Source organism: Pseudomonas sp. BO3-4 (assembly GCF_034044115.1).
In the GTDB taxonomy this organism is placed as follows: Bacteria; Pseudomonadota; Gammaproteobacteria; order Pseudomonadales; family Pseudomonadaceae; genus Aquipseudomonas; species Aquipseudomonas alloputida.
Genome location: NZ_CP139018.1, coordinates 2,871,665 through 2,892,638, shown reverse-complemented (window position 1 = coordinate 2,892,638; position 20,974 = coordinate 2,871,665). Strand labels below are relative to the sequence as shown.

The following is a 20,974-nucleotide window of genomic DNA, read 5'->3' as shown; positions in this document are numbered from 1 at the left end:
CTCTATGACGAGGAAATCCTAAAGGTCACCACGCTTCATCGGCTTGGATCCGCTAAGGCTACTCCCTCAAGCTCTCGGTTTGACCGGGGTTATTTGGCACCGCCGCATTGCCCTGAACTGTCATTTTAACTCCGGTGCGGGGGTTCCCCTCCAAATGAATCATGTTCAACAGGTGCCGGTCGGTGATGCTCGAAAACTTCTGAGCCATGTGCCGGGCCAGCGAATCACTGGCAGTGGTCAAGATCAAGTTCATATCCGGCATCGAGGTGGCCACCAGCCGGAAAATGTCCAGCATTGCCACGCGATTCAGGTCATCCAAATGCGCGATTGGCTCATCGAGGAAGAAGCTTCCCCCGGTATTCCGAGCCCTGGCTAGGTATAGCGACAATGCCAGATCCTGGCGCTGGCCTTGGCTAAGCTTCCCTTCTGCGTCCAATGCAGGCTCATGGCCCTCGGCGAAGACTGTCCATTTCAATGCGTCTTCGCCTTCTGAAACGCCCAGCCCCTTGTAGACCTCGTTGGCATGCATCCTGGAAAACAGCTCAGCTGCAGGACTCAACAGGGGCTTCAGGCTAGAGGCAGTGAAGTCCTTTACATGCAAGGCATACTGCTCAATCGCCAGGTCTGCATCAGCAATATAGCCTGTGCCGATTCTGAGCTTGCTGGTCAATTGAACCAGTTCCTGCTCCAGCTTTTTCAACTTCGCCGAGTCGGCATCAACGCTCACCACAGCTTTGCATTGATCAAGCATGCTGGTGTATGTCGTTGCATCAATTCCTCGCTGACCCAGCTGCTGACGCATGATGTCGTAGGACTCTACTGACACGGGTTGATCACCAAAAAGCTCACGCCAATGGGAATCGAAGCTGCTGGAGATCTCTACCGCCGCAGCGATGTTCGCGTTGAGACCAGCGATCTCGCCTGCCTTGGACTGAACGGCCTGTAAAAGTCCTTGTACAGCCAGAACGAGGCGAGCTCTCGCCGGCTCGTATTGGTCGAATTGATCCTGAAAATGTTTCTTGTAGCTTCCCAAGCTTGCGACGGCGCTCGATACCCGTGTTGCCGCACCGCTCGCCGGAGTAATGGCGAAAAACTTCTCTACTTCGGAAAGCTTTTCAAAAATTCCGCTGATTTGAATTGCAGAGGTTACCCTGCGATTCATATTAGCAAGGCCGTCCATGTTCATTCCGGAGAAGTCTTGAACATTCATCGTTTCGAAGTACGTACTCCTGATTGCAAACGACTGCAGCTCTTGATACACGGAATTAGATCGAGCCAAATAAGTTTCATACGCCGATTTCTGCGACGTAGCTAACTCCAGGGCTTTAATGGCGTCCTGCTCATCTTTACGAGCCAACGTCAGTGCACTTGAGGCAGCTTCAAGAGCCGGTGCAAGCACTTCCATATTCGAGGATATTTCTTCCCGAAGCCTAGCAGTGGTGGGCCAATTATAATTACAGAGCGGACAGTGAGGGTCATCATGAGCATGAGCGAACTCACTGCCCATAACCTTTAACTTACCCAAAACGTTAGTATATGCGTCAAAGTCTGCTTCTGCTCGAATGCGTATATTCTTTGCCGCATCAGCCAGGCGTGCCTTTTCGTCGAAGTCGATAGCAGGCGCTACAGGATTCGCCTTCAGGTCACTTTTCTGACGCTCAAGCTCCATAATTTTTTGGAAGTTAGCGGACAGAAGAGCAATTGCCTTTTTCCACTCCGTTTGCCGATCAGAACTCCATCCCAGCTCTACAAAACCCGCCGCCTCAAGTTCCGCTTGGCTTCGGTCAATCTGCTCAAAATACCCTCCCACACCCTGAGCGCTAGTAGCTGTTTGCCACCCATGGAAGGTTAGCAGGCTGTCATCAGCCCATTTTAATGACCGCTGAGCGTCAGACACTTTCTGTTGGGCGTCGGACAATTCTGATGCTCGAACACTGTGATCTTCGCTCGCCTTTTTCTGCTCCTGCGTCAGGGCATCAACTGACTGACGAAGAGTTTCAATTTGCTGCAAAGAACCGTGGTACGGCGTCCACTGCTGATACACGGTGTTCAGCACTGCCATTTCTCGCTGTTGCTTCTGGCTGAACGAGTTAACACGCAGCTGAGCTGCCTCTAGCCGCTCAGGAATGGTTCCCTCGACTGCTGGTGGAAACGCCGTAAAAATAGCTTCAAGGTTGTCTAGCGCGGCCTCCTTGGCCGGAGAACTAAGGGCCAAGGAGGCTTTGAGCGTTTCAATTTCAGCCTTCACGCCCGAAACTTTGTCCGCTAGCCCTTTCGTATTGGGAAGTGCCTTCCTGTAATCGCGCAGATCTCGCAAGGTACTGGTGAGATGACCAAAACCAAGTATGTCAGCGAAGATTTGCTGACGCTCGTCGGCCTTATTATTATCAATCAACAATGCTAGCGAGTTCGAGTAAAGCCACCGACTATTGCGCAACCATCCACGCTTGGCCTTTCGCAATGCGATGGTACTTTTCCCCGAAACCGACGTAGGCGTGAGCATCCCCAGAAGAAACTCATCGTTAATTTTTTTCTTTTTCTCGCCGTCGGGGGTTATCCACAGGGAGGTATTGGTTCGGGTAAGTACGTGAAGCTTTCCGTCAATCAAACAGTTTGCCGAGACTGTAGTAGCACCCTTACCCCATTGACATTCCAGTGCTGCCCCGTTCAGATCATCGACCTTACCGGTAACCAACCACTCCAAGGCATAACAAATGGTGCTTTTACCTGTGCCGTTGGCCGCATGGATGACGGTTAAAGGTGCATCCAACGGCACCACCAACTCATCCGGAATGCCCCGAAAATTCTGGATGGTAACGGCAAGGAATTTGATGGGCAGGTTATTCATTGAGATTCCATTCTTTACCATGAATTTGGGCAAGCTCTTGACTGTCCACCTCCGCCAGTAACTCTACAAGCTGAAGATAGTCGGTATTCTCGGAAGAAAAGACTACCGCACCCCCTTGATCTTCAATACGCTCCAGGCCTAACGGAGTGATTCGCTCATAGCGTTCCCAACCTTCATCACCCCGGGTAACAACATGCTTTCTGACAAATCTGATATCTCTCTCGATATCAAGGATGAACGCCTTGAACTGATCATTCACCTCGGTAGCGGCGATCACCAGGTAGCCGTCAATAACGAGACCTGAGCGCTCGCGCTGGACAATCGCGGCATCCAAGAACGTCTCTGCAATCTTGGCCTGGCGCATCGCATCGACACCGGTCTCAGTGGTGATGTTGACCAATAAAATAGAGGCGAAGGACGACTCCCAATACCCGAGTTCATTCCCTATCGCACCATCCTGCCAGTTCTGATTACTGCCCGATAAGTACTGCTGAGTGGAGGCTCTGGAGAAGCCGGCATCCTCAGCTCGACGCCCTATGATTTCAGTCAATTCATTGAGCATCTAACTTCCCCTTCCGAACAAAAATATCTTGCATGAACTGATTGGGTGAAGGAGCTGACGGGTCGTCATACACCGATTCAATGTCGCCCAAACTGAACATATAAACGTTTCTTGCAATCGCGGGTTCAGTGATTGATCCCTTGGGGGCAGGCGGACTGGTGTAATCGTAACGCCCATCGCTGGGCTTTTTGTCCGCGACGTTCCCCCTACCCTGCGCGAAGACGATGAGGCTCGGATGCACAATCGGCTGTCGAGCCCAGTCGAACAGGTCACCTTCCATTTGTCTGACGGGATAGTTCCTGTTTGCCCAAGCCATAAGGTTGACCTCGCCATGCACAGGGTCGTCATGCCGGATATGTCCCTGCAGGTCGGGCGAGCAGACCCATTGGCTGGCGGGTGGTACATTGAGATAGCTCAGTGCCTGGACGGTTCTCATAACGCTTTCACCAGATGCGCAGAGCGCCTCCAGTGGAAAATCCTCCCCCGCTTTGACACCAAACCAAGTTCTGTAGGTGAAACCCGAGTAGTCAGGCAGGCCTGCGCCTTGCACCAACGTATCGAGCAGATCCAGCTCTGCTTTCACTGCAGGCAGGTAGCCTGGGTATGGGGGATACCGATTGAAGAGCTCATGAAATTCAAGCGACATCGGATGCATATCGTCTGTAACTATCCCCGCAACCAAGCGATGCGCCTTTACTGCAGCCAGGGTCACATCTGCATTCCAGTCGAGAGTGAATGTAAGAGCACCACTGGTGCTCCGACGCATAACACGTCCAGAGGGGTTAACGGTTGCAGGGGTTGGTCGGGTCGCGAACTCGACGTCGATCGCTGGAAAGATGCCAGTGGCACTGTACAGCTCTGTAGGACACGCTTCGACACGGTTACTGTTGGCAATCGCCGTGGCAATTGTCGAGTGTATGCGCTGGCCATAGTGATCTGAGGCCGAGGTCAATACTTTTTCGAGGCTGGTGACGCTAATGGATGCGAGGACAAGATTAGGCCGCTTCGAACTGTCCTCATTTTGGCTAGCCATTATCCGACGCAACTGAGACCTGGCATTGGATATCGGGTTCGTAAAATCGTTACCCAAGGTCGGCCAGACGACAACGTCGTCAAATGCTAGACGGAGCGACACTTTACCGTGCCCGTACTCAGCCAGGCCTGTCTCGTTTTCCACGAGCACATAGCAGTTGAAAATACCCTGTGTAGGATCTTTGACCCAACACCAACCGGCCCTGTAGTTCTGGAGCGGAGCCGGATCCCACTCTGGATCAATCCAAATCATGTCATCTGAATTTTTCCAGGCAGCAAGCTGAGCCCCAGTCACGCCACCGCAACCTACGAATACCACCGCTTGGCTATCGTATGTTTCGACAAGCTGGTGAAGTTCTGCCCAGTCGCCCGGATCTGCCGCCTCGGCTCCGCCGGTAAAAATCACGGGAAGCGAGCCAAAGTTATTGAACAGCGTGCCTGCCTTGGGCAAGAGCATGGTTCGCATGAAAGGCAGAAGCTCTACGCCTTGCAACAGCCCCAGATTGAAACGCTGATTGCGACCCAGCTTTAACTTGATGTATTCAGTCCGGATTCCGGAAATGAGCTCCTCGTCCTCCTGACTCACCATCAGATTCCGTGATTGGAGGAACGCTTTCAGCTCACCAACGACCTGTGCCGAATCGGACTCAAGCTTGAAATAGGTCGACTTGATGCGAGGATAGGCGCCTACCAACCGTGAAAGGTCATCTTTCTTGTGCAGGGTGGTTTGCAGGTTGTCGATCCTGGCCCAGACCAAATCACACAGCTGCTCCTGTGTCAGATCTTTCAGGTCAGGATGCTTTCTAAGGGTGGCGGATCCTTTGCGAGCGGCTAGCGCCTTCTCTTCGAATTCTGCTCTAAGGTCTACGAAACGTTGCCTGCCGCTCCCTTGCAGGAATTCGAAAAGCTTACCAGCTGCCCGATCAGATACTGCAACGTAATAGCGAAATGGCTCACCTGGAGCGGAGGCGATGCCAGGCTTAATGGTCGCATAAAGGAAGAATTTGCAAATTTCCTGAATGACCATGGGAAGAGAGACGATGCCGTTGTAGCGCTTGCACTGAATGACGCCAACCGGACGGCCATCCTCGAGCAGGATGACATCGCGCCCCTGATCGGCCCCGTCATTTAGGCGGCGGGCAGTGTCATACCAGTCCTCTGAACCATCGTCTGCTCGTGCAGCGTAGAGGTCTGCCAGGAGAAGCTCAAAATGGGCGTCCCCCATTCGCTCGAAAGGCAGCTGGCCGCAGTCAAACGCGAAGAGTTCAGGGGTACTTGGGTTTTCTTCCCGCAGCTTGCGGTCCTCTTCATCGCTATGAAATTGCACATCAATAGTCGTCAAACTCTTGCTCCTAGGAATGACTCGACCACACGGAAGCAGATGCCGGAGAGACGTAGCGATGCTTTCGCAAGCAACTCATTAGCGAATGGTAAGCCCGTTTCCTATAGGGCTAGGGCTGGCTAATCGCTTCTCCACGAAATCCTGCGGCGCAGGTATGCTTAAAGCGTGACCTCCTGCGATAGCGCAACCGGGCACATCTCACTGATAGCAAAAAAACATCATTTTAAAGGGACCACCTGTTCGCTGCCAACCACTAAAGTCCATGCGATCTGCGGAAAGCCACTAAGCACCACGCCTTCGCCAGCGTTATGTGCAAGAGGATGGCAAGTACGTATGGCGCCGCCTACAACATCCCTGGCTAGCTAATGATCAACCAAGCGCGATTTTCGGGCGGGCGTTCAACGGCTGCCAAGTAGGCAGCGTGACTTCAAGTAGGCCTATGCCGACTCGGCTCATAGGAAGATTGTGCCGCCCCCCGCTGTATGAGTTCAGCAGGACAACTGCACAGTAGACCTATGGGGGCCCATTAAGAGCAGAAGCAAATGGACCTCAGATAGCAACAGCACTACGCGTGAATTGGAATACTGCTCCCAACCTACGGATCTCATGAGCCCAGTAGCCTGAAACGTGCGGCTAAATCCACTGGATAAAGAAGACCGAGGACTAAATTTTCGCAAAAAACCAGCGCCCCTTATGTGGTCGGTTTTGCGATTTTTTGAAAGGACTGCATGATCGCACCCCCCCCCCTCCTGCACCTGATTCCAAAGCTTAGCCCTTGATGTTCGCCGGCTCATTTCCCCGGGAAGGGAAATGCACGGCGCAGCAGGTTCTTAACCGTTGGGCAGAAAATTCCGAGGAAGCCCAATGAAAGCCAGCGCCCAAAGTATGGGCTAGGGTATGGGCTAAAACCGATCAGACACAAAAAAGCCCTGAATAATCAGGGCTTTAATGAGGAATAATGGCGGAAGCGTAGGGATTCGAACTATCAAGTCGCTCCCCCGCTGTCGGCTAGAGGCCATTCTGCATGAGTAGGTGCGAGTGCCTAATTTTCTGCCGACTCAGAATCTTCGAAAAAGGGGCAACTGAAATTCGGTGGGGCAAAAAGTGGGGCAAAATTGCTAACCACAAAAAACGAACAGCCATAAAAAAATCCAGTCACCGCTAAGTGACTGGATTTTCTGGAGTATTTTGGTCGGGACGGAGTGATTCGAACATTCGACCCCTTGCACCCCATGCAAGGGGCGGTCCCTGAGAATAGAGTTCGACGCATTTTTCGATCAGCTGGTACAACGAGTCCGAAGGCTGCACACCAAAGCGCTGTCGAGCTGCACGGCCGACAGTCCAGCCAGCTTCAGCTTGTGCAAAGCAGGCATCAGGCTTTCCCGGGCGACCAATTTAATAGATAGAGCGGCCCGCGAAGGACGGACGCAGCTAAATCTCACGAGGCCCTTGGCGCACTGCCCAGGCAACCAATCATCCAGGCAACCTCCTAGTGAGTCGGGTCTGACGTACACTAAAAGCCGCCGACGACCATCCTGATCCGTGTCAGAAATCGCCATTCTCGATCGCGTATCCAGCTGGGGTATCGAGGGTATTTTTGGGGGTACATTTCTTCTTTTTCCACCCGCAAAACCCGCGCTAGAGCCCTATCCAAATGTTCTTTGGCGACTCTGAGAGTCTTTAGTGGCTTCGCGCATGCTTGTTAGGGAATCTCCGAACAAGCCTTCAGTTATGCGAGAATCCCCGCAACACCTGATCCGAGCCGCCCATGAGCCAGATGAGCTTTTCCGACTTTGAGTACGCCGGCAAGCGCAAGCAAACCCGCCGAGAGCGCTTCCTCGCCGAAATGGATCAGGTGGTGCCCTGGGCAGGCCTGCTGGAGCTGATCGAACCGTTCTACCCCAAGGCCGGCGGCGGTAGAAAACCCTATCCTCTGGAAACCATGCTGCGCATCCATCTGTTGCAGAACTGGTTCTCCCTGAGCGACCCGGCCATGGAGGAAGCGCTCTACGAAATCACGCCCATGCGCCAGTTCGCACGCCTGACGCTGAGCGCGCCAATCCCCGAAGACACCACGATCATGAACTTCCGGCACTTGCTGGAGAAGCATCAGCTCGCACCGGCAATCCTTGCGGTCATCAATGGTTATCTGCAGGAAAAAGGCCTGTCGCTGCGCCAAGGCACCATCGTCGATGCCACCATTATTCATGCCCCCAGCTCGACCAAAAATAAAGAAGGCAAGCGTGATCCCGAGATGCACCAGACCAAGAAAGGCGGTCAGTATTTCTTCGGGATGAAGGCGCACATCGGTGCCGATGTCGAGTCCGGCCTGGTGCATCACGTCCATGGCACCGCTGCCAATGTGGCCGATGTCACGCAGGTGGCTGAACTGCTGCATGGCGAAGAAAACGCCGTGTATGCAGATGCCGGTTACACCGGTGTCGAAAGGCGCGAAGAGCATGAAAATCGGGGGGTGATCTGGCAGATTGCAGCGCGTCGCAGCACCTATTCCAAGCTGAACCAGCGCAGCGTACTGTACAAAGCCAAGCGCAAGATCGAGTTCTGCAAGGCTCAGACACGGGCCAAGGTCGAGCATCCGTTTCGCGTGATCAAGCGGCAGTTTGGTTACGTGAAAATACGTTTTCGTGGGCTGATGAAAAACACGGCTCAGTTGACCACGCTGTTCGCCCTGGCAAACCTGTGGAGGGTTCGAAAACAGCTCATGGGTATGGGTGAGGTTCGCGTTTAACACGGAGAACCGGTCGAAAAAGCTCTCCGTACATGATTTTTCGGTCACTTTTCGTCCAATGACGCTGTAGGTGCCTGGAAAATTGCAACTTGCCGCGGCTGCACGACAAGTTGATCGGAGCATCCCTAGCGGATCATTTTTGCGTTTTTCCAGCCTCAAATTGCCATTTACTTCCAGCTAATTGTTACATTTGGGGCATATTTGAGGGCATGCTTTTGGTGGTTTGAAAAGGATGCCCCCAACCGAAGATGCCCAGCGCTTTCGGGGATCCCGATAGCTTGTGACTGCGGGAAGACAGTCGCGAACTCAGGCTGACATCGTTGGCAACTTCGTGCTCCACCTAGCTTCCCGCCGCAGCACTGCTCCCCACTGCAATTTGAAGTACCTTTCGATGGTCCCGTGCTAGCACTTAGGAGATAGCAGGTCGCCCATCAGGGTCCGCTATTGACCCTAAGATATCTTTCGTGGAAAAGCAGCCAATCTCAGAGCTGACGTTCAACACTGATAGCTGTTGCAATCACCCGATCGTTCTTCCCCGAGTGTGTTGGGCCCGCCCCTTGAGTAAGGCATTTTGTTGCCCATTCATCTGCTCGAGCGCACCGCGATGAATTAGGTAGTTTCCAAAGAGTACGGCCCGGAAAAACTGGACTCTATCGGAGAGGTCCCTATGTCTATTGACTCGAGTTTTCAAGATCAACCGCAAGGCTCAGATCCATCGATGCCTGGTCCTGATGTGAATAATCCTACCCTGAACCCCGATGACCCTAAGAAGTACGATCCGCTAAGGAAGCCAAGCCTGGATCGTCCAGAGGATTGGGAGGACCAAGAACGGTTGCCTCCGGAAGCGGATGAACAGACGCCACTTTCTGATGACCGCCGTTGAGCTGAAAAGCCCGGCTTCGGCCGGGCTGCAACACCACCCTTCTAATCCAGGCACTACTGATGCCTCGCATGTTTACGGTGGTAGGTTGCATGCTGCTGGCCATGGAGCGAATCGGCACCGACCTGCAAGCACCCTTCGGGCGTAGCCAATACAGCATTCGTACCGATGACCTCTGCCGAAATATCGACTCTCTCAAAGCGGGTTATGCCGCCTGGACGCATAAAGCCGTGGATCGCTGAACGGAAACTGCAACCCACGGTTTCCAGCGATGTTTTAAGCAATCCGTTGTTTAGGCTGGTGACGCTCGGTTGCGAGGCACCTCGCACGGCAAACGCCCCAGGCCAAGGCACGCGTCATCGATTCTCCGGGGCGCGTGTCGAAGGCTTCTTCGTGCAGTGCCATACCGGTGCCGGCATACACGCCTATGAACATCTGCGTGTCACCTGTGCGAGAAAGGCGCACTTGGATATCCATCATGGTGCCGTCATCCAGGGTCTCATCGTGCGTCCTGTGATGTAGCGCCGGGTCTGCCCATTTCCAGAAAATATCACCGCGTATCCGCATGCCGCCCTCCTACGACTTTAGTCTTATATATGGGTCTCTGCACCTTAGCGCAGCGAAGCAGAAGAGACAGCCCCGCCGAGCGGATTATGGACACTTACTGTGACGGGATGTGACGTGGGAGGTCTTCCAAATGCGTCAACGGAATTCAGGATGTCCCAGGATTCTAAAGGCCCTTTGAAGATTGCTTCTCAGCGCTGATCTGCACCAGCGGCCCATGGTCATGAATGCACAATGAGATTGAAGGCGAGCCCGATCCAGCACGACTTGCCGTCCGCGCTTCCTCATCACAACTCTCCAATCGGCGCCCGGATCTGCGATAGCTACCCTGTCGCTCGGAAGCTGGAACTCCAGCACTCCCACTTGACTGTGCACTGAGATGTGCCGAGAGCGAAGTGCTTCAAAGGCACAACGCAGTAAATGTCGTATAACATTGCGATCATTCGCTGAGCCTGCATCATTTTCGATGGCCAGGCAGGCCGCAGCGAGCACCTCAGCCACCAACTGCTCGGCTTGATCCTTGTTTTGATTTGGCATCTCGTCCTCGACCTGACCGACAAAAAATACCTTGCGTGGCTGGAATCAGCGTAGCGAGGGTCCCACGCCCGCAATCAGCGGGGAGGTTGGCTTCCCGGAATTTCCAGGCATGCTACGCCCCTGATTCAGGGTCGCTCGCCGGAACTCCAGGGGAACGCTGGCTTTCCTTGTCATTGCCAAGACCCGGGTTGGTACCCGGATCATCAGGTATGGGAGCCCCTTCCTTTAGTTGACTATCCCGGCGCACATCCCGCCGACTACTCGCACCGCTAGGGTTTGGGTGTTCACTGGATACTGAGTTCTTTGCATCCACATCATCCATCTCTTCTTCTACGGGTGACTCATCCTCAGGCGGCAATGGGACCTCAACCTCTTTGGTCCCGTGACGCTGCGATGTTTCATCACCGTGTTTATCGCAGATGACCTGCTGCGATACCTCACCGGGAGCATTGTCATCAATGACCATGTCCTTTCTCCGTTCAGAGGCAGATGGTATCTGCACCTAAACTTGAGAAGCGGGCGATGCTTGAGAGTGCCTGCAGCTAGACGAGTGGCGTAGCAGCCTGTCGAAGCCGGACCTTCGGTTGAACGCCTTTCCTCAGAAAAGGGCGTCGGTTCATCCACTTCGACAGGTAAGCGCTCTTGATCCTCCCAATGCCCTCGATCGCGATCGGCCAGACCGTGACAGCCGGCCTTTTTGCATCAAAACCTTCCGTCGCTCTGCGGGCACCCTTCGGTAAACAGCAGGCCGAACACAGGGTGAACAACCAGAGAGGGAGTTTCACCATGAAAGCAGAGAAACCGTGCGCGTTGCTGCTCGCAATGTGCTTGGGTTGCGCGGCGCCACTTGCCCTGGCCGCCACAGACCTGAACGATCAGCGCGCCCCGGGCACGCAACCTCACAGCAATGGGTCCATGAACGGCCAAGGCGATGCGACAGGCTCTGGAACACCAGCCGATGGAATGGGTACGGGTAATGGCGGTACCCATGACAATGGAACGGACAACACGGGAGGTGATGGCACCGATACTGACTCGGGCTCCGGCGATAATGGGGGGGATGGTAGCGGTGCAGGTCCGGCGAATGGTAGTGGTGGCTCAACCGGTAGTGGATCAGGTTCAGGATCGGGCAGCTAGGTGGAATGGCCAAATGGCGGAGGATCTCCCGTCCATGGCCCAGCGCTTCAGTTTCGCCATTGTTCAAGAAACACACTCAGGAGTGAATGCCATGCCACGCGGTGACAAGGACACATATACGGACAAGCAGAAACGCAAGGCCGAGCACATCGAGCAATCGTACGAGGACAAGGGCGTGGGCAAGGACGAAGCCGAAGCGCGCGCCTGGGCCACCGTGAACAAACAATCCGGTGGCGGTGAAAAGCCGGGGGGATCGGGCAGCAGAACGCCATCGCGCGAGAAGAAGACCGCACGCACTGATTCAGCCAAACGCGCCGCTGAGTCTCGCAAGGGGCATTCACGCACTTCGCACACGTCGCTGGAATCGCAAAGCAAGGAAAGCCTTATGAAGGAGGCGCGCAGCAAAGACATCAAGGGGCGCTCGAGCATGAACAAAGCTCAGTTGGTCGAAGCCCTGCAAAAACAGGGGTGATCGGAGAAGGTCGGCGCAGCGTAAGGCTCACTAACTCACACTCAACGCCATTGCGTCATCAACATGCCCCGAATACCGCAGACCGGGTCTTGTTCAGGGCATGGCACCTGGGCGATGCGCGCGAGATTGCGCGGGTGCGCTGCTCTGTCGGGCCGCTGAATGTCGTAGTCTTCCTGCCCATGAGGATAGGCGCCGACCACCAGGAAGTTATCGCTGCACTCGATGCAGCGATGGCCCGTGCCCGCTGGCAGCACCAGCACATCACCCCGCTCCACGCTCACGCTCTGCCCGTATTCACCGCCAAGCGTCAATCGCGCCCGCCCACAGGCAATGCCGAGCGCCTCGTGAGCGTTAGGGTGAAAGTGGTGATAGTCGAAGATCCCTGAGCGCCAGAGCGGGGTCCATTGGTGAGCCGCAAACATCGCTTCGAATGCGCTGGCATTGTCCCCCGACAGATCAAGCTTCAACCGGTAGAGCAGTACGGGAAAACGGCTGTTCGGCGTCGCGCCATCGTCTTCGAAATACAAGGCCCGCACGCTGGCATCTTGTGTATTCATGCGCGTCATGATGCGCTCCCTGAGGGGTTATCGGTTCAACTTCGAACCCGTCGGCTGTTGTCAGGTTCCAGCCGGCAGACGGGTGCACAGACTGTTGAAACTTTCCTGACACGTGCCAAGTCCAGAACCCTATCGATAACAGAACGGGAGCAGGCAATGACCGGCACGGTAGGCGACTTTCTGGTGGAGCGTTTGTATCAATGGGGCGTACGGCGCATTTTCGGTTACCCCGGCGACGGCATCAATGGCGTGTTCGGCGCGCTGAGCCGGGCCAACGGCAAGATTGAATTCATCCAGGCCCGCCATGAGGAAATGGCCGCCTTCATGGCCAGCGCCCATGCCAAGTTCACCGGCGAGCTCGGTGTTTGCATCGCGACCTCCGGCCCGGGCGCTTCGCACTTGCTGACCGGGCTGTACGATGCACGCATGGACCATCAGCCAGTGCTGGCCATCGTCGGTCAACAGGCCCGTGCAGCACTGGGCGGCCACTACCAGCAGGAGTTGGACCTGCTGTCGATGTTCAAGGATGTCGCCGGCGCGTTCGTCCAGCAGGCCTCTACGCCGGAGCAGGTGCGCCACCTGCTCGATCGTGCGGTGCGTACGGCCGTGGGCGAACGCCGGGTCACCGCTGTTATTCTGCCCAACGACTTGCAGGACCTGCCCTACAACGCCCCCCCGAGGGCTCACGGTACGGTGCATTCAGGCATCGGCTACAGCAAGCCGAGGGTGTTGCCGTTCGACGAAGACCTGCAGCGCGCCGCCGCTGTACTCAACGCCGGGCGCAAAGTGGCGATACTGGTGGGTGCCGGCGCCCTGCAGGCGACTGAGCAGGTAATGGCGGTCGCCGAACAACTCGGCGCTGGCGTGGCCAAAGCGTTGCTGGGCAAGGCTGTGCTACCGGATGATCTGCCGTGGGTCACCGGGTCGATCGGCCTGCTCGGCACCGAACCCAGTTATCAGCTGATGACCGAATGCGACACCTTGCTGATGATCGGCTCCGGCTTCCCCTATTCCGAGTTTCTGCCCAAGGAAGGCCAGGCACGGGGCGTGCAGATCGACCTGCAACCCGACATGCTCAGCCTGCGCTACCCGATGGAGGTCAACCTGGTCGGCGATGCCAGCGAAACATTGCGCGCACTGTTGCCGTTGCTTGAGCACAAGACCGACCGGCGCTGGCGCGACAAGGTAGAGACCTGGCGTGCGCAGTGGGACAAGACCGTGGCCAAGCGCGCGCTGGTCAAGGCCGACCCGATCAACCCGCAACGCGTGGTCCATGAGCTGTCCCCTCGCCTGCCCGACCACGCCATCATCACCAGCGACTCTGGCTCCTGTGCCAACTGGTTTGCCCGCGACCTGCAAATTCGCCAGGGTATGCAGTGTTCGCTGTCCGGTGGCCTGGCTTGCATGGGCGCAGCTGTGCCCTATGCGATTGCAGCCAAATTCGCCCATCCGCAACGGGCTGTGGTTGCCTTGGTGGGCGATGGGGCGATGCAGATGAACAACCTCGCCGAACTGATCACCGTGGCCAAATACTGGCAGCAGTGGGACAACCCACAATGGATCTGTGCCGTGTTCAACAATGAGGACCTTAACCAGGTAACGTGGGAGCAACGGGTGATGGAGGGTGACCCCAAGTTCGAAGCTTCGCAGTCGATCCCTGACGTGCCCTACCACCTGTTCGCCATTTCCATTGGCCTGCAAGGTATCTACGTAGATCGCGAAGAGGACGTTGCCGCTGCGTGGGAGCGCGCGCTGGCTGCTGATCGGCCAGTACTGATCGAGTTCAAGACCGACCCGAACGTGCCGCCTCTGCCACCCCACATCAAGCTGGAGCAGGCGAAGAAGTTTGCCAGTACCTTGCTAAAGGGCGACCCCGACCAAGCGGGCATCATCGTGCAGACAGCCAAGCAGGTGCTCAGCTCGGTGCTGCCTGGCAAGAAGTGATCGGCACCTCGGCGAGCCGGCTGAACGTTTGATCAGCCGGCCCGGTCGCACAACAGAGACGCAGCAGACTGCGCGAACCCTGACCGTGAGGACCTACCATGAGCGCGATCGCTTCCAACGGGGCTGCAGAGCACCCCATCTGTCTGACCCTCAATGGTCAGCCCCGCACACTGCAGGTGCATCCTTGGGTGACTTTGCTCGACCTGCTGCGTGAGCAATTGGACCTGGTCGGTACCAAGAACGGTTGCGACCATGGCCAGTGTGGCGCCTGCACGGTGCTGCGCGATGGTAAGCGCGTCAATGCCTGCCTGACCTTGGCCATCATGTGCGACGGGGCCGACTTGGTGACCATCGAAGGGCTGGCCAGCGGCGACGTTTTGCATCCCATGCAGCGCGCCTTCATAACCCACGATGCGTTCCAGTGCGGCTACTGCACCCCGGGGCAGATCTGCTCTGCGGTCGGGCTTGCTCACGAGGGACGTGCAGACACCCGGGAGGCTATTCGCGAGCAGATGAGCGGTAATCTTTGCCGCTGCGGTGCCTACGGCAACATCGTCGCAGCGGTGGAAGAAGCCTTACCGTTGATGACGGACGGGGCCCAGCCACAACGAGGGAAGAATCCATGACGCCCTTCAGCTACCACAAGCCCGCCTCAGTCAGCGAAGCGGTGAACCTAGCTGACGCCTGCTCGCACTTCATCGCCGGGGGCACCAACCTGGTCGACCTGATGAAGGAAAATGTGGTGCGCCCCCAGCGCCTGATCGACATCTCCGGCCTGGGGCTGAACGGTATTCACTCCACCCGGAACGGCGGCGTACTGATCGGTGCACGGGTGAGCAATGCCGACCTGGCCTGGCACCCGATGATCGAGCAGCATTATCCACTGCTGTCAGACGCGATCCTGGCGGGGGCATCGCCGCAGTTGAGGAATATGGCCAGTACCGGTGGCAACTTGCTGCAACGTACCCGCTGCTACTACTTCTACGACACAGGCACCCCGTGCAACAAGCGTGAACCGGGCAGCGGATGCCCTGCGCGTACAGGCATGAACCGCATCCATGCCATTCTCGGTGGCAGCGATGCCTGTGTCGCGACCCATCCCTCGGACATGTGCGTGGCATTGGCAGCGCTCGAAGCGGTGGTGCATCTAGAAGGGCCGTCGGGTAAACGGCAGATACCATTTGCGGATTTCCATCGCCTGCCCGGGGACACCCCCGAGCGCGACAATCAACTGGCAGTCGCTGAGCTGGTAACTGGCATCGAGCTGCCGCCCCCGGTGTTCGAACACCATTACCGATATCTGAAAATACGCGACCGCGCCTCCTATGCGTTCGCACTGGTGTCGGTCGCTGCCGCCTTGAACTTCGATGGCGAGGTGATCCAACAAGCGCGCTTGGCGCTGGGCGGCGTTGCCCACAAACCCTGGCGGGACCCGGTTGTGGAGCGCATGCTGGCCGGCCAGGTGCCTTGCGAAGCGCTCTTCACCCGCGCCGCGCAAACATTGCTGCAAGGTGCACAACCTCTGAGCCATAACGGTTTCAAGGTAACGCTCGCCCAGCGCGCAATCGTGCGTGCATTGGATGACGCGGCGCGCGGCGCCGCTGACAGAGGGCCGCGACCATGACCAACAGCACACCGGTAGTCGGCACACCCCTGGACCGCGTGGACGGTGTGGCGAAAGTCACCGGGCAGGCGCGCTATGCGGGCGAATACCCCCAGACGGGCCTGCTGCACGGCAGCGTCGTGTCCAGTACCATCGCCCGCGGTCGGGTTCTCGACATCGACAGCACGCAGGCCATGCGCGTGCCCGGGGTAATCGCCGTGCTCGACCATGGCCATCGTCCGCCTATCTCCAGTTATGACGACGACTACAGCGATGCCGACTCTGCCGAGGGCTCGCCGTTTCGGCCCTTGTTCAATGATCGAGTGCTCTACAGCGGGCAACCGTTGGCGCTGGTGATCGCCGAAACCCTGGAACTGGCCCGCTATGCAGGCTCGCTGATCAAAATCGACTATGCCGAGGAGGTTCACCAGACAGACCTGGGCGCATCCCAAAAATCGCATGCCGCCCCCGCCGAAACACCGGCGCCGCGTGGCGACTTCGCCGGGCAGTTTGCCGGGGCGCCTCTGCAGGTGGATGCCACCTACCTGACGGCCAACGAGCACCACAACCCGATGGAACCTCATGCGTCGACGGTGCACTACAAGGCCGACGGAACCCTGGAAATCCACGACAAGACCCAAGGCACGCAGAACTGCCAGGACTACCTGCACAAGGTGTTCGGCCTGCCCAAGGCAAACATTCGTGTGCACGCGGCGTTCGTCGGCGGTGCCTTCGGCTCGGCCTTGCGCCCGCAGTACCAGTTGCCGCTGGCAGTGATGGCGGCGTTGCACCTGAAGCGCTCGGTCCGCGTCACCCTGACCCGCCAGCAGATGTTCACCTTTGGCTACCGGCCCCGCACCGAGCAACGCTTGCGCCTGGGCGCAGACGCAGATGGGCGCTTGCTAGCGATCGCTCACGATGCGCTTGGCCAGACCTCCCGCTTCGAGGACTTCACCGAGCACCTGGTGGAATGGAGCGGCATGCTTTACCAGTGCGATAACGTTGCGCTCAGTTATCGCCTGGCCTCGCTCGATGTGTACACCCCGCTGGATATGCGGGCGCCTGGGGCCGCGTCCGGGATGATTGCACTGGAATGCGCCATGGATGAGCTCGCCTGTGCAGCGCAGGTCGACCCGGTAGACCTGCGCCTGCGCAACTTCGCCGCCCACAACGCCAACGAGGGCAAGCCCTACTCCAGCAAGGAGTTACTGGCGTGCTATCAGCAAGGTGCCGAACGCTTTGGCTGGCATGGCCGTAATCCGCAACCGCGCAGCATGCGCAGTGGCCACCGGTTAATCGGCTGGGGGATGGCTGGCGGCGTCTGGGAAGCCATGCAGATGAAGGCCAGCGCCAAAGCGCGCATCGATGGCCGGGGCCACCTTACCGTCAGCAGTGCCACCACCGATATCGGGACCGGCACCTATACCGTCATGACTCAGATCGCCGCCGACGCAGCTGGCGTCAAGGTGCAGGATGTCACCTTCATGCTGGGTGACTCCTCACTGCCCACCGCCCCGCTTCAGGGCGGATCGTTCACGGTGTCGTCGGTGGGCTCGGCCGTGCGCCAAGCCTGCCATGTCCTGCGCACCCAGGTGCTGGAACATGCGCGCACCCTGTACCCCCAGTTGGCCAACACACCCCGGCAGCAGATCGTTTTCACCGATGGCTACCTGCACGCAGGCAGCCATCGCTGGGCCTTGGCGGACATCGTGGCGAGCGCCCCCGACGGTAAGTTCGAAGTGCAGATCGACGCCGAGCCCGGCGCCAGGCGCCAACCGTTCTCCACCGCCACCCATTCGGCGGTATTCGTAGAAGTCCACGTCGACGAGGACCTTGGCACGATCAATGTAACCCGGGTGCTCAGCGCTGTGGCGGCAGGACGTGTGATCAACCCGAAAACCGCACGCAGTCAGATTCTGGGAGGCGTGGTCTGGGGGGTTGGCATGGCCCTGCACGAAGCGGCGTTGACCGACCACCGGCTGGGCCGCATCGTCAATCACAACCTTGCGGAGTACCACATCCCGGTCAATGCAGATTGTGGGGATATCGAGGTGATCTTCGTTGACGAGCACGATGACATTGTCAACGAACTGGGGTCCAAGGGTGTGGGTGAAATCGGCGTCGTCGGGGTGGCCGCGGCGGTGGCCAACGCGGTCTACCATGCCACGGGCAAGCGTGTAAGGGAGTTTCCGATCACGCTCGACAAAGTGCTCTGATCGGGCGGGGACCAATTCCCCACCCGCTTTGCGCTAACGACGACGCGCTCGGACCTTGCCGGCGAACACCCGGAAGCCCCAGGTGTTATAAGCCAGCGTCAGCGGCACCACGGCTGCAAAGCCGATCAGCATGAACAGCTGGGTGGCTCTTGAGGCGCTGGCCTCGACAAGGGTCAGTGCCGGCGGAACTGCCAAGGGGAAGAGCGCGATCAGCATGAGCGTGAACGCGAAGCAGATGACGCCCAGGGCAAACGACAACGGCAACCAATCCCGCGTCCTGCCCCAGGCCAGGGAGAATCCCGCGAGTAGCACTGCCAAGGCCGCCCCGGCCGTCAGCACAACCCAGCCCTGGCTCAGCCGCTGCCAGTAGAGTGCATCCAGCGCCATGGTCAGGAGCAGCACAGCGACCAGCATCAGTACGGCAACCCCGCATAACAGCCGAGCCTGGTGCTTTGCGCGCACTTGCAGTGTTCCATCAGTTCGCCAGTACAGCCAGCAAGCGCCCAGCCACAGATAGCCGACAACCAGCGCCAACGCGCAAAACAAAGGAAAAGGCGCCAGCCATTCTTTGCCGTCGCCACTGTATTGGCCCTGATAGTGTGGGACACCCTGAATCAACGTGCCCAACACCAGCCCCTGGCACAGCGTGGCAAGCAGCGAGCCACCCAGCGTTGCGGCATCCGACCAGCGTTTGTGGGTCAAGTGCTCACGAAACTCAAGGCCTGCCGCACGCAGGATCAAGCCCATGAACATCAACAGCAACGGCACATAAAGCGCTGGCAGCAACACCGCGTAGGCTGTCGGGAATAGCGCCAGCAGCCCTCCACCGCCCAATACCAGCCAAGTCTCATTGGCATCCCAGATCGGCAGAATCGTCAGCACCAGCACCTCGCGCTCTTCGGCGCGACGATGAGCAGCCATGAGCATGCCCACACCCAGATCGGTACCATCGAGCAACACATAGACAAGGACCGAGAACGCCAGCGCTGCGGCGCTCAACAGGGTCAGCAGGTCGACACCCAGGATGCTCATGATTGTTCCCCGACTCGCGGCTCAGGGCCCGCCTCGTCCAGCGCGGGCGCCCGGCGCAGCACATGCAACAACAACCACAACCCGATACCGAAGGTGATCACGTAGAACGCCAGGATCGCCACCGTGGCAGCCAAAACGGTCGAGGTGGCCACCGGCGACACGCTGTCGGCCGTGCGCAACAGGCCATAAACGGTAAACGGTTGACGGCCGACTTCGGTCACTACCCAGCCACTGAGCATGGCGACAAATCCCGCAGGCGCCAACCCTACACTGACGCGTTGCAGCCACCGTGCACTCGTTAGCCGCCCGCGCCAGCGCACCACCAAGCCAGCAATGCCCTGCATGACCATCAGCAACCCCAAGCCAACCATGATGCGAAAGGCAAAGAACACTACCGGGACCGGTGGCAGGTCTTCGCGTGCAAATTCATCGAGCGCCGCGATGGTGCCAACCAGGTCGTGAGTCAGGTACAGCGACCCCGCCCGCGGGATCGACACTTCAAGGCGGTTTTGTTGCAACGCCATGTCAGGCACGGCGAAGAGCCTCATCGGCTCACCGGCACCTTTCGCCGGACGGTGCCAAGAGCCCTCGATGGCCGCGACCTTGATCGGTTGCGTCTCGAGCGTGTGCTGTCCATGCAGGTCGCCAATCGCCACCTGCAAGGGCGCCAGCACTGCAATGGCCCACAGCGCCATCGAATACTGCTGCCGTGCGCGCAGGTTTGAAGGCGCGCGCAGCAGTTGCCAACCGCCCGCTCCCGCAACCATTGTGGCGGTACCCAGCAACGCGGCCACCAGCATATGCGCCAGACGGTAAGGAAATGACGGATTGAAAATGATCGCCCACCAGTCTTCGGCGACGAAGCGCCCGTGGGCATCGATCGAGTAGCCTGCGGGGGTCTGCATCCATGAGTTGGCACTGAGGATCCAGAAAGCGCTGACCAATGCCCCGACAGCCACTGCGCAGGTGGCCATGAAGTGCAGCCTCGGCCCGACCTTGTTGAGGCCGAACAGCATGACCCCAAGGAATCCCGCTTCCAGGAAAAACGCTACCAGTACTTCATAGAACATCAAGGGCCCGATCACCTCCCCGGCCGCCAAGGACAACCCCGACCAGTTGAGCCCGAACTGATACTCCATCACCAGCCCCGATGCGGTACCGACAGCCACCGTCAGCGCAAACACCTTCAGCCAGAAACCGTAGATGGCCATCAGCTGCTGATCACGACGGTACAACCATAGCGCTTCAAGCACCATCAGCCACTGGGCCAGCCCAATGCTGAACGCCGCCAGGACGATATGAAAGCTGATGGTGATGGCGAACTGAAGCCGCGCAGCCAGAAGCGCCGTCGTCGCATCGCCGAAGTCAACCAAGCTGACCTTCCGTCTGCACTTTACTGTGCGCGTCAGGGTGCAAGGACGGTCTCCACGGGTTGCATTGCAGGTAGCACGCCGCCGGGCAGCCTTCGGGGAGGATATCAATGTGCGGCATCTTCAAAA

General features: G+C 57.8%; 15 protein-coding genes and 1 pseudogene. 8 read left to right on the top strand and 8 right to left on the bottom strand.

The window, feature by feature from the left end:
- Nucleotides 1-58 precede the first annotated feature (58 nt).
- Genes REH59_RS13485 through REH59_RS13475 form a run of 3 tightly spaced genes read right to left on the bottom strand, consistent with a single transcriptional unit; the run spans nucleotide 59 to nucleotide 5,784 of the window.
- Nucleotides 59-2,848 (bottom strand): AAA family ATPase, encoded by a 2,790-nt coding sequence (locus tag REH59_RS13485; RefSeq protein ID WP_012052679.1) that lies wholly within the window; start codon nucleotides 2,846-2,848, stop codon nucleotides 59-61.
- The gene (locus REH59_RS13480) at nucleotides 2,841-3,410 is read right to left on the bottom strand and encodes a hypothetical protein (RefSeq protein ID WP_012052680.1); all 570 of its coding nucleotides are present in this window, start codon (nucleotides 3,408-3,410) and stop codon (nucleotides 2,841-2,843) included. The genes REH59_RS13485 and REH59_RS13480 overlap by 8 nt, the downstream gene beginning before the upstream one ends.
- Entirely contained in the window at nucleotides 3,400-5,784 is a 2,385-nt protein-coding gene (locus tag REH59_RS13475) for an ABC-three component system protein (RefSeq protein WP_014861263.1), read from the bottom strand. Before REH59_RS13475 ends, REH59_RS13480 begins: the two co-directional genes overlap by 11 nt.
- 1,768 nt (nucleotides 5,785-7,552) lie before the next feature.
- On the opposite strand from REH59_RS13475, the gene REH59_RS13470 reads away from it, so the two are divergent.
- The 3 genes and pseudogenes from REH59_RS13470 to REH59_RS13460 form a co-directional block, all read left to right on the top strand.
- Nucleotides 7,553-8,533: an IS5-like element ISPa41 family transposase gene (locus REH59_RS13470; RefSeq protein WP_003117291.1), complete on the top strand. Its 981-nt coding sequence runs from the start codon at nucleotides 7,553-7,555 to the stop codon at nucleotides 8,531-8,533.
- A gap of 667 nt (nucleotides 8,534-9,200) precedes the next feature.
- Nucleotides 9,201-9,416, top strand: coding sequence for a hypothetical protein (locus tag REH59_RS13465; protein ID WP_080676043.1), 216 nt, complete (start codon nucleotides 9,201-9,203; stop codon nucleotides 9,414-9,416).
- Between the two features lie 62 nt (nucleotides 9,417-9,478).
- Nucleotides 9,479-9,604: pseudogene (locus REH59_RS13460) on the top strand (effector protein); the annotation flags it as partial.
- Nucleotides 9,605-9,689: 85 nt separating this feature from the next.
- Here the strand turns inward: REH59_RS13460 and REH59_RS13455 are convergent.
- Entirely contained in the window at nucleotides 9,690-9,980 is a 291-nt protein-coding gene (locus REH59_RS13455) for a hypothetical protein (RefSeq protein ID WP_024086912.1), read from the bottom strand.
- A 646-nt stretch (nucleotides 9,981-10,626) separates the two neighbouring features.
- Nucleotides 10,627-10,980 carry a hypothetical protein gene (locus tag REH59_RS13450; protein WP_080676042.1) on the bottom strand — a complete coding sequence of 118 codons (354 nt, stop codon included), beginning with the start codon at nucleotides 10,978-10,980 and terminating at the stop codon, nucleotides 10,627-10,629.
- A 762-nt stretch (nucleotides 10,981-11,742) separates the two neighbouring features.
- Between REH59_RS13450 and REH59_RS13445 the strand changes: the two genes are divergently transcribed.
- The gene (locus REH59_RS13445; RefSeq protein ID WP_024086911.1) at nucleotides 11,743-12,123 is read left to right on the top strand and encodes a hypothetical protein; all 381 of its coding nucleotides are present in this window, start codon (nucleotides 11,743-11,745) and stop codon (nucleotides 12,121-12,123) included.
- A 41-nt stretch (nucleotides 12,124-12,164) separates the two neighbouring features.
- On the opposite strand, the gene REH59_RS13440 is transcribed toward REH59_RS13445, so the two are convergent.
- Nucleotides 12,165-12,689, bottom strand: coding sequence for a cupin domain-containing protein (locus REH59_RS13440; RefSeq protein WP_014859173.1), 525 nt, complete (start codon nucleotides 12,687-12,689; stop codon nucleotides 12,165-12,167).
- 147 nt (nucleotides 12,690-12,836) lie between these two features.
- On the opposite strand from REH59_RS13440, the gene REH59_RS13435 reads away from it, so the two are divergent.
- The 4 genes from REH59_RS13435 (at nucleotide 12,837) to REH59_RS13420 (ending at nucleotide 18,443) form a co-directional block, all read left to right on the top strand.
- Nucleotides 12,837-14,624: a thiamine pyrophosphate-requiring protein gene (locus REH59_RS13435; RefSeq protein ID WP_014859174.1), complete on the top strand. Its 1,788-nt coding sequence runs from the start codon at nucleotides 12,837-12,839 to the stop codon at nucleotides 14,622-14,624.
- A gap of 98 nt (nucleotides 14,625-14,722) precedes the next feature.
- On the top strand, nucleotides 14,723-15,250 hold the full coding sequence (locus tag REH59_RS13430) for a (2Fe-2S)-binding protein (protein ID WP_024086910.1): 528 nt from the start codon (nucleotides 14,723-14,725) through the stop codon (nucleotides 15,248-15,250).
- The gene (locus REH59_RS13425; RefSeq protein ID WP_014859176.1) at nucleotides 15,247-16,248 is read left to right on the top strand and encodes an FAD binding domain-containing protein; all 1,002 of its coding nucleotides are present in this window, start codon (nucleotides 15,247-15,249) and stop codon (nucleotides 16,246-16,248) included. The genes REH59_RS13430 and REH59_RS13425 overlap by 4 nt, the downstream gene beginning before the upstream one ends.
- The gene (locus REH59_RS13420; protein ID WP_024086909.1) at nucleotides 16,245-18,443 is read left to right on the top strand and encodes a xanthine dehydrogenase family protein molybdopterin-binding subunit; all 2,199 of its coding nucleotides are present in this window, start codon (nucleotides 16,245-16,247) and stop codon (nucleotides 18,441-18,443) included. The genes REH59_RS13425 and REH59_RS13420 overlap by 4 nt, the downstream gene beginning before the upstream one ends.
- A 33-nt stretch (nucleotides 18,444-18,476) precedes the next feature.
- On the opposite strand, the gene cydB is transcribed toward REH59_RS13420, so the two are convergent.
- Together cydB and REH59_RS13410 are read right to left on the bottom strand one after the other, a co-directional pair.
- The gene (cydB, locus tag REH59_RS13415) at nucleotides 18,477-19,475 is read right to left on the bottom strand and encodes a cytochrome d ubiquinol oxidase subunit II (protein WP_014859179.1); all 999 of its coding nucleotides are present in this window, start codon (nucleotides 19,473-19,475) and stop codon (nucleotides 18,477-18,479) included.
- A complete protein-coding gene (locus REH59_RS13410; protein ID WP_014859180.1) occupies nucleotides 19,472-20,848 on the bottom strand; it encodes a cytochrome ubiquinol oxidase subunit I in 1,377 nt (458 codons plus the stop codon). Before REH59_RS13410 ends, cydB begins: the two co-directional genes overlap by 4 nt.
- Nucleotides 20,849-20,974: the final 126 nt, after the last annotated feature.